A 21,632-nucleotide genomic window follows, 5' to 3' on the forward strand; every position below is an offset into this window, starting at 1 on the left:
GCTCCCCGATCAGAGTGCAATGCGGCGGAAATCCGCCAGCAAGGACGCGAAATAGACATTGAAGCGGGCCGCAGCCGCGCCGTCGATCACGCGGTGGTCCCAGCTCAGGCTCAGCGGCAGGATCAGGCGCGGCTGGAAGGCCTTGCCGTCCCAGACCGGTTCGATGCTGCTCTTGCAGACGCCCATGATGGCGACTTCGGGCGCGTTGATGATGGGCGTGAAGTACTTGCCACCGATGCCGCCCAGCGACGAGATCGAGAAGCAGCCACCGCTCATATCGGCCGGACCCAGCTTGCCGTCGCGCGCCTTCTTGGCCAGCTCGCCCATTTCCTGGCTGATCTGGAAGATGCCCTTCTTGTCGGCGTCCTTGATGACGGGCACGACCAGGCCGTTAGGCGTGTCGGCCGCGAAGCCGATGTGGAAGTAGTTCTTCAGCACCAGGGTGCCGTCGACGTCCAGCGAGCTGTTGAACTCGGGGAATTTCTTCAGCGCCGCGACGGCCGCCTTGATCATGAAGGCAAGCATCGTGACCTTGATGCCCGATTTCTCGTTTTCCTTATTGGTCGCGACGCGGAAGGCTTCCAGCTCGGTGATGTCCGCATCGTCGTGATTCGTCACATGCGGGATCACAACCCAGTTGCGGTGCAGATTGGCGCCGCTGATCTTCTTGATGCGCGAAAGCTCCTTGCGCTCAATGGGGCCGAACTTCTCGAAGTCGACCTTGGGCCAGGGCAGCAGGCCCGGCAGAGCGCCACCGGCGGCAGCGGCCGGGGCGGCAGACTTCTGCGCGGCGGTCTGCACGCTGCCGGCCATCACGGCCTTGACGAAGCCCTGCACATCGGACTCGGTGATGCGGCCTTTGGCGCCCGAGCCCTTGACCTCGGCCAGCGGCACACCCAGCTCGCGCGCCAGCTTGCGGATGCTGGGCGAGGCATGCGGCAGCTTGCCGCTGGGGGAGCTCGGCTCATGCGCGGGCAAGGCGGCAGCCGGCGCGGCAGCGGCAGCGGCCGGTGCCGCTGCGGGTGCGGCAACCAGTGCAGGTGCCGCAGCCGGTGTCGCAGCGGCCGGTGCCGGGGCAGCGCCCTTCACCTCCAGCAACGCCAGCAGCGTGCCCTTGGCCACCTTGTCACCGACCTTGACCTTCAAGTCCTTGATGACGCCGGCGTGCGAGGACGGGATCTCCATCGAGGCCTTGTCGCTCTCGACCGTGATCAGGCTTTGCTCGACCTTGACGGTATCGCCGGCCTTGACCATCACCTCGATCACCGCGACCTCGTCGAAGTCGCCGATGTCGGGCACGACCACCTCGACCGTGCCGCCAGCAGCAGGCGCGGCAGCAGCCGGCGCAGCAGCAGCCGGCGCCGCAGTGGCTGCCGGTGCCGGTGCCGGGGCAGGCGCAGCGGCCGCGCCCTCGGCTTCCAGCAGCAGCACAACGCTGCCCTCATTGACCGTGTCACCGATCTTGACCTTGATCTCCTTGACGACGCCGGCGCCCGAGCTGGGGATCTCCATCGAGGCCTTGTCGCTCTCGACGGTGATCAGGCTCTGCTCGGCCTTGACCGTGTCGCCCACCTTGACCAGCAGTTCGATGACTGCCACGTCCTTGACGTCCCCGATGTCCGGGACCTTGACTTCTACCAATGCCATGTGTTGTCTCCGCGAGGCCGCTGAATCAAGCGTACAGGGGGTTGATCTTGTCGGCCTTGATGCCGTACTTCGCAATCGCCTCGGCCACCTTGGCCAGCGGCAGCTTGCCTTCGTCGGCCAGCGACTTCAGCGCCGCCACGACGATGTAGTGGCGGTTGATCTCGAAATGCTCGCGCAGCTTGTAGCGGAAATCCGAGCGGCCGAAACCGTCGGTGCCCAGCACCTTGTAGCTGCGACCGGCCGGGATGAAGGCGCGGATCTGCTCGGCGTAGTTCTTCATATAGTCGGTCGACGCGATCACCGGGCCGCTGGTCTTGGCCAGCTGCTGGGCGACGAAGGACACGCGCGGTGCCTCGGTCGGGTGCAGCAGGTTCCAGCGCTCGGCGTCCTGGCCGTCGCGGGTCAGCTCGTTGAAGCTCGGGCAGCTCCAGACATGGGCGCTGACGCCCCAGTCGGCTTCCAGCAGCTTCTTGGCGGCCTGGCTCTCGCGCAGGATGGTGCCGGAACCCAGCAGGTTGACGACCGGCTTGCTCGTGTCGCCGGCCTGGTCCAGCAGATACATGCCCTTCAGGATCTGCTCCTCGGTGCCGGCCTGCAGGCCCGGCATCGGGTAGTTCTCGTTGAGCAGCGTGATGTAGAAGTAGACGTTCTCCTGCTTCTCGACCATGCGCTTGAGGCCGCTGTGCAGGATCACCGCCACTTCGTGGGCGAAGCTCGGGTCGTAGCTGATGCAGTTCGGGATCGTGCCGGCCAGGATATGGCTGTGGCCGTCCTCGTGCTGCAGGCCTTCGCCGTTCAGCGTGGTGCGGCCCGAGGTGCCGCCGAGCAGGAAGCCGCGCGCCTGCATATCGCCGGCGGCCCAGGCCAGGTCGCCGATGCGCTGGAAGCCGAACATCGAGTAGTAGACATAGAACGGGATCATCACGCGGTTGTTCGTCGAGTACGACGTTGCCGCAGCGATCCAGCTGGCCATGCCACCGGCCTCGTTGATGCCTTCCTGCAGGATCTGGCCGGCCTTGTCCTCGCGGTAATACATCACCTGGTCCTTGTCGACCGGGGTGTAGAGCTGACCCTTGGGGTTGTAGATGCCGATCTGGCGGAACAGGCCTTCCATGCCGAAGGTGCGCGCCTCGTCGACCAGGATGGGCACGGTGCGCGGGCCCAGCGCCGGGTCGCGCAGCAGCTGGGTCAGGAAACGCACATAGGCCTGCGTGGTCGAGATCTCGCGGCCCTCGGCCGTGGGCTCCAGCACTGCCTTGAAGGTATCCAGCGGCGGCACGGTGAAGCTCTCCTCGGCCTTGACGCGGCGCTGCGGCAGATAACCGCCCAGGGCCTGGCGGCGCTCGTGCAGATAGCGCATCTCCGGCGTGTCCTCGGCCGGCTTGTAATAAGGCAGCTTGGGCAGCTCGCTGTCGGGGATGGGGATGTTGAAGCGGTCGCGGATGTACTTGATGTCCTCGTCCGACAGCTTCTTGGTCTGGTGCACGGTGTTCTTGCCCTCACCGGCCTTGCCCATGCCATAGCCCTTGACGGTCTTGACCAGCAGCACGGTGGGTTGGCCCGTGGTGTTGTGGTGGGCGGCATGGAAGGCCGCATAGACCTTCTCGGGCTGGTGGCCGCCGCGGCGCAGCTCGAACACCTCTTCGTCGCTCATGTGCTCGACGAGCTTCGCCGTCTCCGGATACTTGCCGAAGAAGTTCTTGCGCACGAAAGCACCGTCATTGGCCTTCATGGCCTGGTAGTCGCCGTCCAGCGTCTCCATCATCAGCTGCTTGAGCTTGCCGCTCTTGTCGCGCGCCAGCAGGGCGTCCCAGCCATTGCCCCACAGCAGCTTGATCACGTTCCAGCCGCTGCCGCGGAATTCGCTCTCCAGCTCCTGGACGATCTTGCCGTTGCCGCGCACCGGGCCGTCCAGGCGCTGCAGATTGCAGTTGACGACAAAGACCAGGTTGTCGAGGTTCTCGCGGGCGGCCAGGCCGATCGCGCCCAGCGATTCGGGCTCGTCCATCTCGCCGTCGCCGCAGAACACCCAGACCTTGCGGTTGGCGGTGTCGGCAATGCCGCGGGCATGCAGATACTTCAGGAAACGCGCTTGGTAGATCGCCATCAGCGGGCCTAGGCCCATCGAGACGGTCGGGAACTGCCAGAACTCGGGCATCAGCTTGGGATGCGGATAGCTGGACAGGCCCTTGCCGTCCACCTCCTGGCGGAAGCTGTCGAGCTGGGCCTCGGTCAGGCGGCCCTCCAGATAGGCGCGGGCGTAGATGCCGGGCGCGCTATGGCCCTGGATATAGAGCAGGTCGCCGCCGTGGCCCTCGCTCTCGGCGTGCCAGAAATGGTTGAAACCGGCGCCGAACATGCTGGCCACCGAGGCGAAGGAGCCGATATGGCCGCCCAGATCGCCGCCGTCTTCCGGGTTCAGGCGATTGGCCCGCACCACCATGGCCATCGCGTTCCAGCGCATGAAGGCACGCAGGCGCTTCTCGATCGCGATATTGCCCTGGCAATGGGCCTGCTGCTCCACCGGGATGGTGTTGACATAGGCGGTGTTGGCCGAGAACGGCACATCGATGCCGGCCTGACGGGCATGGCCGATCAGGGTCTCAAGCAGGAAATGCGCGCGCTCACCGCCCTCTTCACCAATCACGGCGGACAGCGCGTCCAACCACTCCTTGGTTTCCTGGGCATCGGTGTCGTTGGCGGCGGCGCCAAGAAAAGATTGCGGCTGCGCAGACATGCTTGTCTCCTTTTATTGAGGGCTGACTCTAAAAGCGTTTCGCGCGGAGTGTCGCATAAGTTCGCAACACTCCCAAATTGCGCGAGTGAATTCCACATAATGAAACAACAGGGAATGCGCCGAGGCTGAGGCCCGGCTGGCGCCGGGATAATCGGACCATGCTTTCCCGCCTCGCTATCAAGGGCGCGCTGCGCCGCGCCACCCTCCCGCTGCAGCGCCTGGTCGCCACCTGGTGGCGGCGCCAGTCGCCGTCGCGCCAGGACCGCTTCGCCACGCTGGGCCCGCTGATCTCGGTGATGCTCTTCCTCGCGGCCATCATCCTGGCCTTCTGGTATCTGCGTAACGAGGAGATCGAGCGCGAGGCCGAAGCCGTCAAGCGCGACACCGAGATCGCCCAGCAGCAGATCCGCCTGCGCCTGATCGAGAACCAGGAACAGCTGGTACGCATCGCCCGGGAGATCGTCACCCGCGCGGTCGACGCCCACGAGTTCACCGCCCAGGCCTCGGCCTTTGCCCGCGACCGGCCCGAGATCACCCACGTCACCTGGCTAAACAACCAGCGCAAGCGCCGCGCCAGCGTCAGCGCCGCCGGCTTCCAGGCCGAGAGCCTGATGGGCGACGACGGCCGCGACCCGTCGATGCCGATGGCCGAGCAGTCCAGCGCACCCGAGCTGGCCTTCCAGGCCGCCAAGGACCGGCGCCAGCCGACCTATTCGCTGGCCTTCAACGACTTCAACAACCTGACCGTGTTCCAGGTCCAGGTACCCTTGATCGACCGCAGCGGCTTCTCGGGTGTGCTGATCGCCGAATACTCGGTCGAGGCGCTGCTGCGCTACTCGGTGCCGTCCGAGGTGGCGGCCCGCCATCCGGTGGCGGTGCTGGACGGCCGCGAGCAGATCGTCAGCAGCACCGTGACGCCGATGCCGGGCCAACGCCTGCAGCGCGCGTCCATCATGCATGACGTGCCGCTGGCGCCGGCGCTGAACGGCCTGATCCTGCGCGGCCAGGGCTACCGCACTTCGATCGGCCTGATCTCCAACACCTTGTTCTGGATGGTGGTGGCGCTGTCGGTGCTGACCGTGTGGATGCTCTTGGGCACCTGGAAGCATATGCGCCGGCGCCTGCAGATCCAGACCGCACTGTCCAGCGAGACCAATTTCCGCCGCGCGATGGAGAACTCGATGCTGACCGGCATGCGGGCCATGGACATGGAGTCGCGCATTTCTTATGTGAACCCGGCCTTCTGCGCGATGACCGGCTTCTCCGAGGCCGAGCTGATCGGCCGCAAACCGCCCTTCCCCTACTGGCCCACCGACCGCTACGAGGAGAACTCGCGCCTGCTGCAACAGGAAGTCCAGGGCCGCAGCCCCTCGGGCGGTGCCGAGGTCAAAGTGATGCGCAAGGACGGCACCATCTTTGACGCCCGCATGTATGTCTCGCCGCTGATCGACCCCAAGGGCAAGCAAAGCGGCTGGATGACCTCGATGACCAATATCACCGAGGCCAAGCGGGTGCGCGACCAGCTCAGCGCCTCGCACGAGCGCTTCACCACGGTGCTCGAAGGCCTGGACGCGGCGGTCTCGGTGCTGTCGGTGCAGCAGGGCGAGCTGCTGTTCGCCAACCGCAGCTACCGGCTCTGGTTCGGCGCCGACCCCAAGGGCCATGCGGTGCTGGCCGGCAGCCAGCTGGGCCGCAGCGAGGCCGAACCGGAAACCGACGAAGAGGTCGACGACTACGGCGGCCTGCCGGCCCAGCAGCTGACCGAGGTCGGCTCCGACCCGCGCGAGGTCTATATCGACACCTTGGAGATGTGGTTCGATGTGCGCGCCCGCTATCTGCAGTGGACCGACGGCCGCCTGGCCCAGATGCTGATCGCCACCGACATCACCGCGCGCCGCCACGCCGAGATGCTGTCGGCCCAGCAGGCCGAGAAGGCGCAGGTGACCAGCCGGCTGATGACCATGGGCGAGATGGCCTCCAGCGTCGCCCATGAGCTGAACCAGCCGCTGACCGCCATCACCAACTACTGCAACGGCATGGTTTCGCGGGTGCGCAACGACGCGATCCAGAAGGATGATCTGCTGGCCGCGCTGGAGAAGACCGCCAAGCAGGCCCAGCGCGCCGGCCAGATCATTCACCGCATCCGCAACTTCGTGAAGCGCAGCGAGCCGCAGCGCCAGGCCTCCAGCGCGCCCGAGATCATCGAAGACGCGGTCGAGCTGGCCGGCATCGAGCTGCGCCGCCGCAACGTCGCGATCCACACCTATGTGGCCCAGCGCCTGCCACCGCTGATGGTGGACCCGATCCTGATCGAGCAGGTGGTGCTGAATCTGCTGAAGAACGCCGCCGAGGCGATCGACAACGCCGGCCTGCCGGTGTCGCGCCGCCACATCGAACTGAGAGTGATCCCTAAACACACGCCCGAGCTCGGTGGCCATATCGAGTTCAGCGTCACCGATATGGGCCCGGGCCTGCCCGAGGAGGTGATCGAGCGCATGTACGAGGCCTTCTTCTCGACCAAGGCGGACGGCCTGGGCATAGGCCTAGGGTTATGCCGGTCCATCGTCGAGTCCCACCAGGGCCGGATCAGGGCCGAGAACTTATACAATGGCGCGGCTATTGTGGGGTGCCGGTTCGCCTTCACCATCCCGGTAGACATCCCGCGCCCCGAGCCCTCGGGCACTGCTACGAACACTGCTGCGACACCATGAGTCTGATTCCGAAGAAGGGTAACGTCTACGTTGTTGACGATGACGAGGCCGTGCGGGATTCCCTGCAATGGCTGCTGGAAGGCAAGGACTACCGCGTCAAGTGCTTTGACTCCGCCGAGAGTTTCCTGAGCCGCTACGACCCGCGCGAAGTGGCCTGTCTGATCGCCGACATCCGCATGGAAGGCATGAGCGGCCTGGAGCTGCAGGACCGCCTGCTGGAGCGCCGCAGCCCGCTGCCGGTGGTCTTCATCACCGGCCACGGCGATGTGCCGATGGCGGTGCAGACGATGAAGAAGGGCGCGATGGACTTCATCGAGAAGCCCTTCAAGGAAGACGAGCTGCTGGCCCTGGTCGAGCGCATGCTGGACCAGGCCCGCAACGCCTTCTCGACCCATCAGGAAGCCGCCAGCCGCGACGCCCTGCTGTCACGCCTGACGACGCGCGAAGCCCAGGTGCTGGAGCGCATCGTCGCCGGCCGCCTGAACAAGCAGATCGCCGACGACCTGGGCATCAGCATCAAGACGGTGGAGGCGCACCGCGCCAACATCATGGAGAAGCTCAACGCCAACACGGTGGCCGATCTGCTGAAGATTGCGCTCGGCGCGCCGGCGAAAGCCTGAGACTGAACTGGTTTGACGAGGCCGCTGTTACAGCGGCCTTTTGCGTTTTGGAGATTGAAAAATGACCGCACAACTGATCGACGGCAACGCCCTGTCCAAGCAAATCCGCGCCGAGGTGGCGCAACGCGCGGCCGCGCTGACGGCTCAAGGGCTGAAGCCCGGCCTGGCGGTGATACTGGTCGGCGAAGATCCGGCCAGCGCCGTCTATGTGCGCAACAAGGTCAAGGCCTGCGAGGAATACGGCCTGCACTCGGTGCTCGAAAAGTATGAAGCCACGCTGAGCGAAGCCGAGCTGCTGGCCCGCGTCGAAGCGCTCAACCAGGACCCCAGCATCCACGGCATCCTGGTGCAGATGCCGCTGCCCAAGCACATCGATCCGCACAAGGTCATCGAGGCGATCTCCTCCGCCAAGGACGTGGACGGCTACTCGGTGTTGTCGGCCGGCGAAACCCTCACCGGCCTGCCGGGCTTCCGTCCCTGCACGCCCTATGGCTGCATGAAGCTGATCGAGAGCACCGGCGTCTCGCTGAAGGGCAAGCATGCGGTCGTGATCGGCCGCAGCAACACCGTCGGCAAGCCGATGGCCCTGCTGCTGCTGCAGGCCAATGCCACCGTCACCGTCTGCCACAGCGGCACGCCGGACATCGGCGCCTTCACCCGCCAGGCCGATGTGGTCGTCGCTGCGGTCGGCAAGCGCAATGTGCTGACCGCCGACATGGTCAAGCCCGGCGCCATCGTGATCGATGTGGGCATGAACCGCAACGATGAAGGCAAGCTCTGCGGCGATGTCGATTTCGCCGCCGTCAAGGACGTGGCCGGCTGGATCACCCCGGTGCCCGGCGGGGTCGGGCCCATGACCATCACGATGCTGCTGGTCAACACGCTAGAGTCGGCCGAACGTGTCGCCGCTGCTACCCAAAAGGCCTGATGCCATGACGAATCCGCTGCTCTCCACCGCCCCGCTGCCGGCCTTCGCCAGCATCAAACCCGAACACATCCAGCCGGCCATTACCGAGCTGCTGGCCCAGGCCCAGGCCGCGCTGAACACGGCCACGGCCGAGGACACACCGGCCGACTACGACACGCTGGCCCGCATCCTCAGCGTCGCCACCGAACGCCTGGGCCATGCCTGGGGCGCCGTCGGCCACCTCAACGCCGTGGCCAACACGCCCGAGCTGCGCGAGGCCTATAACGCGATGCTGCCGGCCGTCACCGAGTTCTACACCGGCCTGGGTGCCGATGAAAAGCTCTATGCCAAGTACAAGGCCATCAATACCAACGCGGCCGGCCTGAACCCGGCCCGCCAGCAGGCGCTGAAGCACTGGATCCGCGACTTCGTGCTGTCCGGCGCCGAGCTGCAGGGCGCCGCCAAAGAGCGCTTCGCCGCGATCCAGGAGCGCAGTGCCGAGCTGGCCCAGAAGTTCTCCGAGCATGTGATGGACGCAACCGACGGCTTTGCCTACTACGCCAGCACCGAGGAGCTGGCCGGCGTGCCGCCGGATGTGGTCACGGCCGCCCGCGACGCGGCCGCCGCCGAGGGCAAGGATGGCCACAAGCTGACCCTGCACTTCCCGGTCTATATGCCGGTGATGCAGTACGGCACCGACCGCGCGCTGCGCGAGAAGCTCTACCGTGCCTACGTGACGCGCGCCAGCGAGTTCGGCCCGCCCGAGCTGGACAATAGCGCGCTGATGCAGGAGCTCTTGATGCTGCGCCAGGAAGAGGCGCAGCTGCTGGGCTTCCAGAACTTCGCCGAGGCCTCGCTGGTGGCCAAGATGGCCAGTTCACCGGCCCAGGTGCTGGACTTCCTGCGCGATCTGGCGGGCCGTGCCCGCCCCTTTGCCGAGAAGGATCTGGCCGAGCTGCGTGCCTTCGCCGCGCAAGACCTGGCCCTGGCCGAGATGCAGGCCTGGGACACGGCCTTCGTCTCCGAGCGCCTGAAGGAGGCCCGCTATGCCTTCAGCGACCAGGAGGTCAAGCAGTACTTCACCTTGCCGCGCGTGCTGCAGGGCCTGTTCGACATCATCGAGCGCCTGTTCAATGTGAAGATCGTCGAGCAGGCCACCGAGGTCTGGCACGACACCGTCAAGTTCTATCGCCTGGACCGCCAAGGTGAACTGGTCGGCCAGTTCTATCTGGATCTCTACGCCCGCCCTGGCAAGCGCCCCGGCGCCTGGATGGACGAGGTGCGCAGCCGCTGGGCGCGGCCCGAGGGCGTGCAGCAGACACCGGTGGCGCAGATGGTCTGCAACTTCGCCTCGCCGGTCGGTGACAAGCCGGCGCTGCTGACGCATGACGATGTCACGACCCTATTTCACGAGTTCGGTCACGGCCTGCACCATCTGCTGACGCAGGTGAATGAACTGGGCGTCTCCGGCATCTCCGGCGTCGAGTGGGATGCGGTGGAGCTGCCCAGCCAGTTCATGGAGAACTTCTGCTGGGAATGGGAGGTGCTGCAGCAGCTGACCCAGCATGTCGACACCGGCGCGCCGCTGCCGCGCGCGCTGTTCGACAAGATGACGGCCGCGAAGAACTTCCAGAGCGGGCTGCAGACCCTGCGCCAGATCGAGTTCTCGCTGTTCGATATGCGCATGCATGCCGAGGTGGGCAGCGAAGCCGGCATCCAGAGCCTGCTCGACGAGGTGCGTGCCGAGGTGGCCGTGCTGCCGCCGCCGCCCTTCAACCGCTTCCAGCACAGCTTCTCGCACATCTTCGCGGGCGGCTACTCGGCCGGCTACTACAGCTACAAATGGGCCGAGCTCTTGAGCGCCGACGCCTGGAGCGCCTTCGAGGAAGAAGGCGTGTTCAACCCGGCCACCGGCGAGCGCTTTCTGCAGAGCATCCTGGAAGCCGGCGGCGCCCGCGACGCGATGGACAGCTTCAAGGCCTTCCGCGGCCGCGAGCCCAAGATCGATGCGCTGCTGCGCCACCAGGGCATGAGCTGAGGCATGCCGGCCGGCCCGCCCTATGTCGAGGGTGGACGGGTGGGTCGCCCGGACAGAACTCAGGTCGTCAGGTCCAGCGCCATGCCGGGCTTGAGCCGCAGCAGCTTGACCATGCCGGCACGCAGGCGCAGCGCCGAGCTGGCCCGGCTGCAGCTGACGAAACGCCAGGGCGGCACCCGCTTGGCGACGCGGGCGATGGTGCCGTCGGCCTCCAGGAACACCACATCGACCGCATGCCACAGGCCCAGGGTGTGGACCACATTGCAAGGTGCCAGCCAGAGGCCGCAGGCGTCGCCGAGGCGGCGGTCACGCCAGGGGGCCAGCGAGCTGAGCCAGCGGTGCCGGACCTTGCGCACGCTGTAGGCGGTCAGCCGGCCGTTGAGCTTGAGCGGCAGCGCCAGCCGCCTGGGCCCGGTCTGTCGTGGCAGCTCCAGCTGCACGGCGGGTTCCGGCACGGTGTCGCGGGCATCGTCGGGCGCAGCCTCGCGGTCCACCAGGCGCCAGCCCTTGGACTGCGGCCCGGCATCGGCTTGGAAGGCAGGTTCGCTCATGGGGCAAGGGTTGCGTGCAAAAGGCCGCAACCATAGCGGAGGCCGTGCAAAAGAGCACCCGCTCTAATCGCAAGAGTTGTAGCAAATTGCTCGGCCGCCGGCTCACGCCGTCTTCACGGCCCGCTTTCTATGCTGATGCCAACAAGGCCGCATATGAAACGACACACAAGGATAGCCATGGGACTGCTCGGAGGCGTCGCGCTGATCGGCGCGTTGTGGTGGGGCCTCTTCGGGCTCAAGCCCTACCAGATCAGCGCGGCCGAGCTCCAGGCCCGCTATGCCTACAGCCCGCCGCAAGACCTGGCCCTGCAGCTGGCGCCGATCAAGGATCTGGCCCAGGATTTCAGCTTCACCAGCTTTGACGGCAGTATCGTCAACGGCCGCATCCGCTACCCCAGCGACCCGGCCACGGCCGGCGCCCCCTTCCCGCTGCTGATCGCGATGCATGGCATGGGGCGCAGCCATTGGCGCTGGTGGCAGGCCGAGTACAAGGGCGGCAAGACCCTGGAGCACACCCACAAGCTCACCGAGCTGGCCCTGCAACGCGGCCATGCGGTGATTGCCATCGACGCACGCCGCAGCGGCGCGCGCAAGGACCCCAAGGTCGATATCGAACAGCTGATGGACGATCTGCACCTCTGGGGCCAGCGCGAGCCCTATGAAGCCATGCTGGTGGACACGGTGCGCGATCACCGCCTGCTGCTGGACTGGGTCACCCGCCTGCCGCGATCGATGCGCGCCGCATCAAGGCCACCGGCTACAGCATGGGCGGTCAGAACGCCCTGCTGCTGGCGGGTGTGGATGAGCGGGTCGGCGATGTCGCCGCCATCGCTCCCATCCTGCTGGACGACAAGCTGGCCGCCGTGGCGGTCAAGAATCTGCTGCCGGGCCTGGCGGACAACAAGGTCTGGCTGCTCAGCGCCGACAAGGATGAGTACACCGACCGCAGCGCCTACCTGAGCTTCTTCGCGGCCCTGGGCGGCCCGGGCAACAAGCATCTGCGCTTTGCCGGCGGCCATATCCTGCCGCCGGACTATGTGGAGCAGCTGCGCGACTGGTTTTGAAAACCGGCGCGCAGCCGCTGTGCCCAGGCTCAGTACGAGACCTTGAACTGCACACCGTAGCTGCGCGGTTCGTTCAGGATGCCGGTCAGGTTGTTGAAGTCGATGGCCGCGACCACCTGCTGGCGGTCGGTCAGGTTGCGCACATAGGCGGACGCCTCGTACTTGCCATTGCCCCAGGCATAGCCGGCGCGCAGACCACCTTCCAGCATGGCCTTGGCCTTGTACTCCTTGGCCTCGTACAGGAACATGTTGTACTTGTCCTTGTAGGCCCAGTCGGTCAGCACATAGAGGTCGCCACCCGCCAGCTCGGTGCTGTACTTCAGGGTCCAGTTGGCCACCCAGCGCGGCGCGCGCGGCAGGTCGTTGCCACCGATCAGCACGGTGCCGGCCACCGGGCCGGCCGGGTCCAGCACGGTGCAGCCGGTGTTGGGCTGCAGGAACTGGAAGCTGGCATTGCCGCAGGGCGCGACGAACAGGCTGGCGTCCTTGATCTCGGTGTCGTTGAAGCTCAGGCCCAGCGTGGTGCGCCAGTTCTTGTTCAGGATGGCCTGCACATCGAGCTCGAAGCCGCGGCCGACCGCCTTGTCGGCATTGATCAGGCGGTTCTGATTGACGCTGCCGCTGCCGGCGGTCAGCTGCAGGTCCTTGACGCGATAGCTGAACACCGTGCCGCTGATGCGGGCCGCGTTGTTCAGGATGTCGGTCTTGAAGCCGGCCTCGAAGGACAGGGCCTTCTCGGAGTCGGCCACCGAGATCGAGTCGCCGAACAGCACGCGGCCCTGGATGCTGGGCGCGCGGTAGCCGGTGGCGACGCGGGTGAACAGCGAGGTGCTCTTGTCCAGGCTGTAGTTGGCGCTGAAGTCCCAGCTCCAGTTGCTGGACTTGGGATTGGCCGTCAGCAGCGCGGTATTGGCGCCGCCGCCGGGCGTCAGCGTGCGCTGGGCGTCGAAATCCTTCTTGTCATTGGTGTAGCGCAGGCCGCCGCGCAGCTTCAGGTCGGCGCTGACGGCGTAGTTCAGCGAACCGAAGGCGGCCCAGGACTTGGACTCCTGGTGCTGCACCGCATAGCCGTTCTGCGGGTTGCCGGCGGCAAAGGAGTTGTAGTTGAAGCTGTCGACCTGCTGCTTCTCGTTGAAGTAGTACAGGCCGCCGATCCACTGCAGCGGGTCGGCCGTGTTCGACTCGACGCGCAGCTCCTGCGTCATCTGGCGCAGATAGGGCAGACCGTCGGCGGTCTCGGCCTCGAAGGGAATCAGCGAAGGCTGGCCGGGATAGCTGGGGCCGTCCGGCACGCCGCCGAAGCGGCTGCCGATGCCGCCGTCCACATCGGCACGGCTGTAGAACTTGGCGCGGTCGTAAGCGGTGATCGAGTGCAGGCGGATGCTGCCCAGGTCCCAGCGCAGCCGGGCACTGAGGCCATGGGACTGCAGGGTCTGAACGTTCAGGCCGTCGCTGGGATAGTTCTTGAAATCGAAGCCGTCGACCAGGTCGTTGGTGCCACGCTTGATGATGTTGGCGCGGAAGGTGGTGGCATTGCCCTTGTAGTCGCGGCCCTGCAGCTTGAACAGGCCGTGGAAGCCGCCGTTGCTGTAGGCCGCCTGCACGCGCGCGGCCTTGTCGTTATAGCCCTCCAGATTCTTCTCGCCGGTGGGCTGCGGGTTGTGGATGCGGTCATCGGCGGTCTGCACGATGCCGGCGGCGCGCAGCGACCAGTCGCTGCCCATAGGCACATTGACCATGCCCTCGAAATTGACCGCGCCGAAACGGCCGAAGCCCAGGCTGGCATAGCCGTCCATGCGCTTGCCCGGCTTGGCCGAGTCAAACTTCAGCACGCCGGCCGGCGAGTTGCGGCCGAACAGCGTGCCCTGCGGGCCGCGCAAGACCTCGACCTGCTCCATATCGAAGACCGGGAAGCCCTTGAGCATCGGGCTCTCCTGCACCACCTCGTCATAGACCAGGCCGACCGGCTGCGAGGCGTTCAGGTCGAAGTCGGTATTGCCCAGGCCACGGACGTAAAAGCGCGGAAAGGAGCGGCCGAAGTCCGACTCGATGTTCAGGCTGGGCACCCGACCCGACAGCGCACGCACATCCTGCCCGCTGGCGTTGTAGGCCTCCAGCTCCTCGCCCTTCATCGCCGAGATCGACATCGGCACATCCTTCAGGTTCTCGACCCGGCGGCTGCCGGTGACGATCACCGCCTCCAGCTGGGTGGCGTCCTTCTTGGACTCGACCGCGGGTGCGCTGCTTTGCGCTTGTGCCACGGGGAATGCAGAGGCCAGCGCGAGCGCGATCAGGCTCGGGCTGAGGGTACGGTGGTGTGTCATCGCTGAATCCGGTTGAGGGCGGTCGCATCGATATGCCGACCTGCCCCATCCGCCGCCTTGGCTGGTCACGAGGCAGGCCGACACGGCCTAAAATGACCGCAAACGTTTGCTGTTGCGGTGCACACAATCTAGCCAGCGCGCCCGGTGCCGTACATCGGGATAGTCGCTATACGCACGAAAATCGCGCGGCAGCCACACCCAGGAAAACCAGCATAGGCACGGCCGCCCGCCGGGTATGCGGCTCAGGAATCGGCGCCGCGAGCCCGCCCTATGCGCACGGCCGCCGCCTGCGCGGCCAGCAGCAGGGCCGCCATCAGCCACAGCGGCGCGGCGGCGGTGGTCGCGGCCGCCAGCAGGCCGAAGCCGACCGGCATCGCGATCGTCGCGCCATTCGTGGCCAGCATGCGCAGACCCAGGGCCTGGCCATGGCGGTCAGCCGGCGTCACCTGGTGCAGCATCGCCAGCACCATCGGTTGGACCGAGCCCAGCGCCATGCCCAGCAGGGCCGAGCCCAGCATCAGCCCCGGCGTGCCCGGCAGCCAGGCATAGACCATCAGCATCACGGTGGCCAGGGCCATCGCGGCGCGCAGCGCCTTCAGCTCGTCCAGATGCTGGGCCCAGCGCACGATGGCCAGGCGCACGACCGTCGCGGCCACCGCAAAACTGCCCAGCACCAGGCCGATGCTGGAGGCCGACAGGCCGCGGGCATGCCCCACCACCGGCACGACAAAGCTGTGCGCATCCCAGGCGGCCGACAGCACGATATTGAGCAGCAGCAGATTGCGCAGCGCCGGCTGGCGCAGCAGGTCCCAGGCGGGCCGGGCGCCAGCGCTCGCCTGAGCCGGGGTCTGGCGCGGCGCATGGCGCGGCACCCGCAGCGCAAAACCCCAAGCCAGCAGCGGCAGCAGCACCGCCAGCGCAAAGGCGGCGCGGAAGCTGACATGGTCGATCAGCACGCCGGCCGCCACCGGCGCCAAGGCATTCGACAGCGCCGGTCCCAGCGCCACCCAGCTGAACACCCGCTTCAGCTCGGCCGGGTTGTCGGCCATCAGCCCGGCCTCGCGCTGCATCGCCACCGCAGCGACGCTGATCGCGCCGCCGCTGAGCAGGCAGCTGAACGTGATGGCCCACAGCGACTGCGAGCCCAGTGCCACCAACGCGCCGAACAGCGCCATCAGCACGCCGATGCCGACCGGCCGATGAAAGCCGTGTCGATCGGCCAGCCGGCCGGCCCACAGCGACAGGAACAGCGGCGCCAGCGCGAACAGGCTCAGCAGCACGCCGACGGTCCACTCGCCATAACCCTGGTCCAGCACCCACAGGCTGGCCGCCACCCGCGTGACGGCCATGCAGGCATGGACCGCGATCAGCGTCGCGATCAGCCAGGGAAAGGCCAGGCGCAGATCGGCCGGTTCGGTAGCGCTCGTCAAGAAGCGTCGCCCTCATCGCCCTCGTCGGCGCTATCGGGTAGGCCCAGCCTCAGCAATTTCTGCGTCGCCTCGTCGGGCAAGGCCTCGACGCTCTTGAGCTTGCGCGTCATCGCGCGGGTGCGGGTCTCGGCCGCGTCGATGGTGTTGCTGGCCTCTTCCAGCTTCTTCTTGGTCTTGGCCAAGACATCGCCAAACTTGCCGAATTCGGTCTTGACCGCGCCCAGCACCTCCCAGACCTCGGCCGAGCGCTTCTCCAGCGCCAGGGTCCGGAAGCCCATCTGCAAGCTGGTCAGCGTGGCCAGCAAGGTGGTCGGGCCGACCAGCATCACCTTGAACTCGGTCTGCAGGGCCTGCATCAGGCCGGGCCGGCGCAGCGCCTCGGCATAGAGGCCCTCGGTCGGCACAAACAGCATGCCGAAGTCGGTGGTGTGCGGCGGCGCGATGTATTTTTCGCGGATGGTCTTGGCCTCCAACCGCAGCCGACTCTCGATGGCCTTGCCGGCCGCCTCGACGCCGGCCGCATCGGCGCGCTCCTGCGCCTCCAGCAGGCGCTCATAGTCCTCGCGCGGGAACTTCGCATCGATGGGCAGCCACAGCGGCTTGCCGTCATCGCGCTGGCCCGGCAACGCAATCGCGAACTCGACCCGCTCGGCGCTGCCCGGAATCGTCGCCACGTTCGACGCGTACTGCTCGGCCGTGAACACCTGCTCCAGCAGCCCGGCCAGCTGCACCTCGCCGAAGATGCCGCGCGTCTTCACATTGGTCAGCACCCGGTTCAGCGAGCCGACATCGCGGGCCAGGTTCTGCATCTCGCCCAGGCCCTTGTGCACCTGCTCCAACCGCTCGGCCACCTGCTTGAAGCTCTCGCCCAGGCGCTGTTCCAGCGTGGCATGCAGCTTCTCGTCGACGGTGGCGCGCATCTGCTCGAGCTTCTTCTCGTTGTCCTGCTGGATCGCGGTCAGCCTTTGCTCGACGGTCTGGCGCACCTCGGCCAAGCGCAGCTCATTGGCCTGCGACAGCGCCTTCAGCTGCTCGCTCATCGTGTCCGACAGGCGCTGCATCGCCTGGGTCTGCGCCTGCGCGCCGCGCAGCGCGGCCGCGTCCTGGGCCTCGCGGGCCGCCAGCGCCTGGGCCGACAGCGATTGCTGCAGGCCGCCCAGCTGCACACGGAAGCTGTCGATCTGCTCGTTCTGCGTGCGCGCCACATCGCCGCCCTGGGTCAGCAGGGTCTGCTGGAACTGCGCCAGGGTGGCCAGCAGCTCCTGGCGGGTACCGCCGGCACTGCGGGTCAGCTCGTCGCGCAGCGAACGCTCCAGCCGCTCGGAGCTCTGCTGCACCACCGGCGCCAGCAAGGCCGCCAGCTCGGCGCCCTGCTCCTGCCGACGCCGCTGCTGCGCCCACACCAGCCACAGCAACAAGACAAGCACCAGGGCCAGCAGGCCCAGCAACAAGACATCGATCAAGCTCATCGCCGGATTGTCTCAGGCGCGCAGCACGGTGTCGGCAGCAGTGGGCGGCTTGCGAATGGAAGCGAGTCAGCAGACCGGGCACCGCCTCTGCAGACCGCGGCCCCTGCCAAGCTCGTCTGCGCCTAGACTGCTGTGCAGATCAGGCTCGAAAGTGTTGCGCCGGCTCGCCACCCAGCGTCATCCGGCCTGTACCCGCACAACGATCACCGCCATGCCAAGCACCACCCCAACGCTCCACTTCTTCTGCGGCAAAGCCGGGGCCGGCAAGACCACCGTCGCAGCAAAGCTCGCGCGGGAGCTTGATGCGATCCTGTTGTCCGAGGACATCTGGCTGATGCGCCTGTTTGGCGATCAGATGCAGACCTTCGATGACTACATCCGATTCTCGAAGCAGCTCAAGAGCGTGATCGGCCCGCTGACCGTGGACTTGCTGCGCGCCGGAAACTCCGTGGTGCTGGATTTCCAGGCCAATACCAAGCTCGGCCGCGGCTGGTTTCGTTCCCTGTTCGAACAGGCCGGGGCCGCCCATCTGCTGCATGAGCTGAGGACCTCGGACGAGACCTGCCTGGCCCGTATCGCCCAGCGCAATATCGAGCGGCCGGAAGGCTCCCATCAGCTCAGCGAGAAGGATTTCCGCCACGTCTCGTCCTTCTTCCAGGCACCGGAAGCGGCCGAGGGCTTCAACATCAGGATCCACCACGCCTCATGAGCGAGGCGCCGGGACGAGATCCTCATGCAGGCACAGGTAATTGCCTTCCGTGTCCTTGAACCAGGCCGCCTTCTCGGCGCCCAGCACGCAGACATGGTTGACGGTCTTGAAGTCCGGGAAGTCGTAGTCCTCGAACACGACGCCCGTGCGCTTCAAGGCCTCGATGCTCGTGGCAATGTCCGCGACCTGGAAGCTGATCGCGGTGTGCTCGGCCTTTGTCCCCTCCGGTTTCGGGAACAGCGCCAGCGTGCTGCCGCCGACCCGGTAGACGAACTTGCCGTCCGGCCTGAGCCCGCCCGGCACCAGCCCCAGACGCGTCTCGTAGAACTCACGGGCCCGGGCCATATCGATGACCGGGAGCATCGTCGTCACCGCAGCGTTTGCCAGCATATGCAGTCCTTTCGCCGAGCTCTCAGAGGCTGGCAGCGCGGCGGCCGAGCCACCCAGGCGCGCCGGACCAGCAGCCAAGCATAGGACGGAAAACGGCTGGTTCAAAGAGCGCCCTGCCGACCTACCGGATGACCCGAAGCTCGGTTAACGTCGGCCCGACCATCCACCCTGGCCGAGCCCCTCCATGCTTCTCGTCGCCACCGCCCTGCTGCTGCTCACCGGCCTCGCCCACTCCTATCTCGGCGAGCGCTATCTGCTGATGCGCCTGTTCAAGCGCCAGGAGCTGCTGCCCAAGCTGCTGGGCGGCACCGCGTTCACGGTCGGCACGCTGCGCTTCGCCTGGCATCTCACGACGGTGGCCTGGTGGGGCCTGGCCTGGCTGGTCTTCGCCGCCAACCAGGGCGAGATCGGCCGCGACCAGGTCCTGACCGTGGTCGGCATCACCGCCCTGCTGTCCGCCGCCTTCCCGCTGTACTTTACCCGCGGCCGGCACCTGTCCTGGCCGGTCTTCATCGCCGTGGGCGTGCTGACTCTTATGGCCAGAGGCGCCCCGTGAACCCTTAGTTCCGGCAGGCATCGGGCAAGATGCAGGGCCGTCCTGTACACAATGCAAGGACTACCAGACGGTTGTGCCATCTGGCGTTGCCTCAGCCGCGTCAAGTGCAAAAATTAGAATTTCAGATAGGGAGTTGGAATGAAACTTTTTTCTCCGATCGTGCGCGCCTGCCTGGGGTTGACTGTCGTTTTGGCGGGATGCGCTAGTGTTGATGAGCAGCGCGCGTCACTCGTTGGTGCGCGTCCATGCTGCGCTGATGCAGACGCGACCAGCATTGAGCCGATGCGCTCGGCGAAGCTGAAAGTCACCATCGCTGAACGTGATCCAGTGGGGATTTTCTCCAGCGGGAACAGCCGGTATCGGATCCTTGATCTATCGAGCCTGCCCTCCCGGCCGCTGTTGCTGAGCATCAGGTCCGTCGGTACCGCAACAAATGTGTACGCGGCAGGCAAATCATGGGCGCCAGTGCTCTATCCAGCAGTGACCTTCTTGGACCAGGAAAAGAGAACTCTCTCCACCGTCAGCGAAGATCGCCCGGCGAATCCTTCGCTGAGTTGCAAGGCTTTGCTGCATTGTGGTTTCGCCATCGTGACCGTTGATGTCCCTGGCAATGCACGCTTCGCCGTACTCCACACTCCCAACAGAAAAATTGGTGAGACGCGCCAAGAAGCCTTGCCAGGCCAGGCCCCTGATCAGACCTATAGCATCGGTGGCAGCTTAGTCATGATTCCGGGCGGAGGCTCGCCGGCGCTGCGAACCATCGGCATGTCAGTCGGTGAGCTTGAAGTTCACGCCCTAGCCGGAAAATGACGCCAGCCTCTTCATCAGATCGGTTCATGCTCACGCCCCTATGAAACCCCAACCGCTGATCACCGTTCACGATGTTCAGGCCAGCAGCCGCTGGTACCAGGCCGTGCTGGGCGCAGAGAGCGGGCATGGCGGGCCGGAGTACGAGCAGATCGTGCATGGCGGCGTGATGATTCTGCAGCTGCATCACTGGGACGCCCATGAGCATCCCCATCTGGGCGATCCGGACCTCAGACCCTATGGCAACGGCGCGGTGCTGTGGTTCCAGACCGAGACCTTCGACGCGGCGATCACGCGCATCGCCGCGCTGGGCGCGACGGTTCTCGAAGCGCCCAAGGTCAACCCGCTTGCCGGGCACCGGGAGGTCTGGCTGCGGGATCCCGATGGCTATACCGTTGTGATCGCCGGGCGCTACGGCGATCTGGGCCCCGGGGCGGCCCCATGAGCCCACGCAAGGAGCACCCGACCCGCGACGAGATCGCGCTGCTGCCGCCCTTCCCCGGCCTGACGCTGGAGCGCATCCATCTGCTGCGTGGCGAGGCCGATCTCGCGGCGGCCGAGGCGGAAATCCTGCGCGAGCGCCAGATCGGCTTCGACACCGAGAGCAAGCCGACCTTCACCCGCGAGGCCGTCTCCGACGGCCCGCATCTGATCCAGATCGCGCTGAGCGAGCGCGCCTTCATCATCCAGATTGACGCCCGGCCGCCGCTGGACTTTCTGAAGCGTGTCATCGAGTCCGAGGAGATCCTGAAGATAGGCTTCGGCCTAGACTCCGACCGCGGCCCGCTGCTGCGCAAGCTCGGCCTGCAGCTGCGCGGCAGCATCGAGCTGTCCCGGCTGCTGCGCCAGCAGCTGGGCTACCGGCAGGACCTGGGCGTCAAGGCGGCGGTGGCCGCCGTGCTGGGCCAGCGCCTGAGCAAGTCGCGCAAGGCCACCACCTCGAACTGGGCCGCCGCGACGCTGAGCCCCAGCCAGCTGATATACGCGGCCAATGATGCCTTCGCCGCGCTGCAGGTGTTCCGGGCGCTGGGCTCGGAGGCGCCCCATTCGCCATAACAACAGCGTTGAACTGAGGGAATCGATCATGGGAGTCTGCTTTCTCGCCTATGCCGTCGCCGATCACCACATCGAGCGTCTGCAGGCCGATCCACCGCTGGTCTGGCGCCTGCTCGAACCGGACGACGAAGCCGTCTATCTGCGCGAGATCGGCTTCGACGCCCGGCCCTCGCTCTGGGCCCGGCTGACCGGCAAGGCCGCGGCAGCGCCGCCGCCGGTGCCGTCGCTGAACTTTGCCGAGCAGGAGATGCGCATGCTCGATCTCGACAAGTCCTGGGACGGTATCAACACCTGCCTGAAGGCGCTGGCGCCGGGCGCGCCGAACTTCTTCGAGGACGGTGAGCCGATAGGCGCGATCGAGGTCGGCTATGGGCCGGCGCTGTGCCTGCGCAGCGCCGCGATGGCGCGCATCGCCGCCGCCTATGCCGGCATCGACGCGGCCGCGCTGATCGAGGTCAGCCAGCGGGTCGATATGGACGACGCCTACCTCAGCGCGCTGTGGCGGCGCCAGGACGCCGAGTCCCAGGCCTATCTGAGCGAGAACTTCGCCGAGCTGCAGGATTTTTTCCAGCACACCGCCCGGCATGGGCTGGGCGCGGTGATCCAGGTCAGCTGA

General features: G+C 66.4%; 19 protein-coding genes. 12 read left to right on the forward strand and 7 right to left on the reverse strand.

Annotated features, from left to right (window positions below; genetic code table 11):
* Positions 1 to 9: 9 nt before the first annotated feature.
* Positions 10 to 1,647: a dihydrolipoyllysine-residue acetyltransferase gene (gene aceF / locus O5M90_RS08990; protein WP_269838825.1), complete on the reverse strand. Its 1,638-nt coding sequence runs from the start codon at positions 1,645 to 1,647 to the stop codon at positions 10 to 12.
* 25 nt (positions 1,648 to 1,672) lie between these two features.
* On the reverse strand, positions 1,673 to 4,384 hold the full coding sequence (aceE, locus tag O5M90_RS08995; protein ID WP_137944540.1) for a pyruvate dehydrogenase (acetyl-transferring), homodimeric type: 2,712 nt from the start codon (positions 4,382 to 4,384) through the stop codon (positions 1,673 to 1,675).
* A 158-nt stretch (positions 4,385 to 4,542) separates the two neighbouring features.
* Here aceE and O5M90_RS09000 point away from each other — a divergent pair, with 158 nt between their 5' ends.
* From O5M90_RS09000 to O5M90_RS09015, 4 genes are all read left to right on the forward strand, one after another.
* Complete coding sequence (locus O5M90_RS09000) at positions 4,543 to 7,095, forward strand: PAS domain-containing sensor histidine kinase (RefSeq protein WP_137944539.1); 2,553 nt, start codon at positions 4,543 to 4,545, stop codon at positions 7,093 to 7,095.
* Positions 7,092 to 7,715 (forward strand): response regulator transcription factor, encoded by a 624-nt coding sequence (locus tag O5M90_RS09005; protein WP_137944538.1) that lies wholly within the window; start codon positions 7,092 to 7,094, stop codon positions 7,713 to 7,715. Before O5M90_RS09000 ends, O5M90_RS09005 begins: the two co-directional genes overlap by 4 nt.
* A 61-nt stretch (positions 7,716 to 7,776) precedes the next feature.
* Positions 7,777 to 8,643, forward strand: coding sequence for a bifunctional methylenetetrahydrofolate dehydrogenase/methenyltetrahydrofolate cyclohydrolase FolD (gene folD, locus O5M90_RS09010; RefSeq protein WP_137944537.1), 867 nt, complete (start codon positions 7,777 to 7,779; stop codon positions 8,641 to 8,643).
* 4 nt (positions 8,644 to 8,647) lie between these two features.
* Complete coding sequence (locus O5M90_RS09015; RefSeq protein WP_269838824.1) at positions 8,648 to 10,660, forward strand: M3 family metallopeptidase; 2,013 nt, start codon at positions 8,648 to 8,650, stop codon at positions 10,658 to 10,660.
* 59 nt (positions 10,661 to 10,719) lie between these two features.
* On the opposite strand, the gene O5M90_RS09020 is transcribed toward O5M90_RS09015, so the two are convergent.
* Positions 10,720 to 11,211 carry a DUF192 domain-containing protein gene (locus O5M90_RS09020; protein ID WP_137944535.1) on the reverse strand — a complete coding sequence of 164 codons (492 nt, stop codon included), beginning with the start codon at positions 11,209 to 11,211 and terminating at the stop codon, positions 10,720 to 10,722.
* A 177-nt stretch (positions 11,212 to 11,388) separates the two neighbouring features.
* On the opposite strand from O5M90_RS09020, the gene O5M90_RS09025 reads away from it, so the two are divergent.
* Both O5M90_RS09025 and O5M90_RS09030 read left to right on the forward strand, forming a co-directional pair.
* Positions 11,389 to 12,171 carry a hypothetical protein gene (locus tag O5M90_RS09025; RefSeq protein ID WP_269838823.1) on the forward strand — a complete coding sequence of 261 codons (783 nt, stop codon included), beginning with the start codon at positions 11,389 to 11,391 and terminating at the stop codon, positions 12,169 to 12,171.
* Complete coding sequence (locus O5M90_RS09030) at positions 12,075 to 12,275, forward strand: hypothetical protein (RefSeq protein ID WP_269838822.1); 201 nt, start codon at positions 12,075 to 12,077, stop codon at positions 12,273 to 12,275. The genes O5M90_RS09025 and O5M90_RS09030 overlap by 97 nt, the downstream gene beginning before the upstream one ends.
* A 29-nt stretch (positions 12,276 to 12,304) precedes the next feature.
* Here the strand turns inward: O5M90_RS09030 and O5M90_RS09035 are convergent, their stop codons facing one another.
* The 3 genes from O5M90_RS09035 to O5M90_RS09045 form a co-directional block, all read right to left on the reverse strand.
* The gene (locus O5M90_RS09035) at positions 12,305 to 14,599 is read right to left on the reverse strand and encodes a TonB-dependent receptor (RefSeq protein WP_269838821.1); all 2,295 of its coding nucleotides are present in this window, start codon (positions 14,597 to 14,599) and stop codon (positions 12,305 to 12,307) included.
* Between the two features lie 242 nt (positions 14,600 to 14,841).
* A complete protein-coding gene (locus O5M90_RS09040) occupies positions 14,842 to 16,029 on the reverse strand; it encodes an MFS transporter (RefSeq protein ID WP_269838820.1) in 1,188 nt (395 codons plus the stop codon).
* On the reverse strand, positions 16,026 to 17,498 hold the full coding sequence (locus O5M90_RS09045; protein WP_269838819.1) for a DNA recombination protein RmuC: 1,473 nt from the start codon (positions 17,496 to 17,498) through the stop codon (positions 16,026 to 16,028). Before O5M90_RS09045 ends, O5M90_RS09040 begins: the two co-directional genes overlap by 4 nt.
* 154 nt (positions 17,499 to 17,652) lie before the next feature.
* Here O5M90_RS09045 and O5M90_RS09050 point away from each other — a divergent pair, with 154 nt between their 5' ends.
* Complete coding sequence (locus O5M90_RS09050) at positions 17,653 to 18,207, forward strand: AAA family ATPase (protein WP_269838818.1); 555 nt, start codon at positions 17,653 to 17,655, stop codon at positions 18,205 to 18,207.
* On the opposite strand, the gene O5M90_RS09055 is transcribed toward O5M90_RS09050, so the two are convergent.
* The gene (locus tag O5M90_RS09055; RefSeq protein WP_269838817.1) at positions 18,202 to 18,597 is read right to left on the reverse strand and encodes a VOC family protein; all 396 of its coding nucleotides are present in this window, start codon (positions 18,595 to 18,597) and stop codon (positions 18,202 to 18,204) included. The two genes, O5M90_RS09050 and O5M90_RS09055, sit on opposite strands and share 6 nt — an antisense overlap.
* A gap of 184 nt (positions 18,598 to 18,781) precedes the next feature.
* Between O5M90_RS09055 and O5M90_RS09060 the strand changes: the two genes are divergently transcribed.
* The 5 genes from O5M90_RS09060 (at position 18,782) to O5M90_RS09080 (ending at position 21,632) form a co-directional block, all read left to right on the forward strand.
* The gene (locus O5M90_RS09060) at positions 18,782 to 19,153 is read left to right on the forward strand and encodes a hypothetical protein (RefSeq protein ID WP_269838816.1); all 372 of its coding nucleotides are present in this window, start codon (positions 18,782 to 18,784) and stop codon (positions 19,151 to 19,153) included.
* 138 nt (positions 19,154 to 19,291) lie between these two features.
* Complete coding sequence (locus O5M90_RS09065) at positions 19,292 to 19,963, forward strand: hypothetical protein (RefSeq protein WP_269838815.1); 672 nt, start codon at positions 19,292 to 19,294, stop codon at positions 19,961 to 19,963.
* 40 nt (positions 19,964 to 20,003) lie between these two features.
* On the forward strand, positions 20,004 to 20,405 hold the full coding sequence (locus tag O5M90_RS09070; protein ID WP_269838814.1) for a VOC family protein: 402 nt from the start codon (positions 20,004 to 20,006) through the stop codon (positions 20,403 to 20,405).
* Positions 20,402 to 21,016, forward strand: coding sequence for a 3'-5' exonuclease (locus O5M90_RS09075; RefSeq protein ID WP_269838813.1), 615 nt, complete (start codon positions 20,402 to 20,404; stop codon positions 21,014 to 21,016). The genes O5M90_RS09070 and O5M90_RS09075 overlap by 4 nt, the downstream gene beginning before the upstream one ends.
* A 28-nt stretch (positions 21,017 to 21,044) precedes the next feature.
* Complete coding sequence (locus O5M90_RS09080) at positions 21,045 to 21,632, forward strand: DUF1877 family protein (protein WP_171018387.1); 588 nt, start codon at positions 21,045 to 21,047, stop codon at positions 21,630 to 21,632.

It is taken from the genome of Paucibacter sp. M5-1 (assembly GCF_027498415.2).
In the GTDB taxonomy this organism is placed as follows: domain Bacteria; phylum Pseudomonadota; class Gammaproteobacteria; order Burkholderiales; family Burkholderiaceae_C; genus Roseateles_E.

Bases quoted from the DNA above. Each gene is read 5' to 3' on its own strand.
- aceF (WP_269838825.1), bottom strand. From the start codon at position 1,647: ATGGCATTGGTAGAAGTCAAGGTCCCGGACATCGGGGACGTCAAGGAC.
- aceE (WP_137944540.1), bottom strand. From the start codon at position 4,384: ATGTCTGCGCAGCCGCAATCTTTTCTTGGCGCCGCCGCCAACGACACC.
- O5M90_RS09000 (WP_137944539.1), top strand. From the start codon at position 4,543: ATGCTTTCCCGCCTCGCTATCAAGGGCGCGCTGCGCCGCGCCACCCTC.
- O5M90_RS09005 (WP_137944538.1), top strand. From the start codon at position 7,092: ATGAGTCTGATTCCGAAGAAGGGTAACGTCTACGTTGTTGACGATGAC.
- folD (WP_137944537.1), top strand. From the start codon at position 7,777: ATGACCGCACAACTGATCGACGGCAACGCCCTGTCCAAGCAAATCCGC.
- O5M90_RS09015 (WP_269838824.1), top strand. From the start codon at position 8,648: ATGACGAATCCGCTGCTCTCCACCGCCCCGCTGCCGGCCTTCGCCAGC.
- O5M90_RS09020 (WP_137944535.1), bottom strand. From the start codon at position 11,211: ATGAGCGAACCTGCCTTCCAAGCCGATGCCGGGCCGCAGTCCAAGGGC.
- O5M90_RS09025 (WP_269838823.1), top strand. From the start codon at position 11,389: ATGGGACTGCTCGGAGGCGTCGCGCTGATCGGCGCGTTGTGGTGGGGC.
- O5M90_RS09035 (WP_269838821.1), bottom strand. From the start codon at position 14,599: ATGACACACCACCGTACCCTCAGCCCGAGCCTGATCGCGCTCGCGCTG.
- O5M90_RS09045 (WP_269838819.1), bottom strand. From the start codon at position 17,498: ATGAGCTTGATCGATGTCTTGTTGCTGGGCCTGCTGGCCCTGGTGCTT.
- O5M90_RS09055 (WP_269838817.1), bottom strand. From the start codon at position 18,597: ATGCTGGCAAACGCTGCGGTGACGACGATGCTCCCGGTCATCGATATG.
- O5M90_RS09060 (WP_269838816.1), top strand. From the start codon at position 18,782: ATGCTTCTCGTCGCCACCGCCCTGCTGCTGCTCACCGGCCTCGCCCAC.
- O5M90_RS09065 (WP_269838815.1), top strand. From the start codon at position 19,292: ATGAAACTTTTTTCTCCGATCGTGCGCGCCTGCCTGGGGTTGACTGTC.
- O5M90_RS09070 (WP_269838814.1), top strand. From the start codon at position 20,004: ATGAAACCCCAACCGCTGATCACCGTTCACGATGTTCAGGCCAGCAGC.
- O5M90_RS09075 (WP_269838813.1), top strand. From the start codon at position 20,402: ATGAGCCCACGCAAGGAGCACCCGACCCGCGACGAGATCGCGCTGCTG.
- O5M90_RS09080 (WP_171018387.1), top strand. From the start codon at position 21,045: ATGGGAGTCTGCTTTCTCGCCTATGCCGTCGCCGATCACCACATCGAG.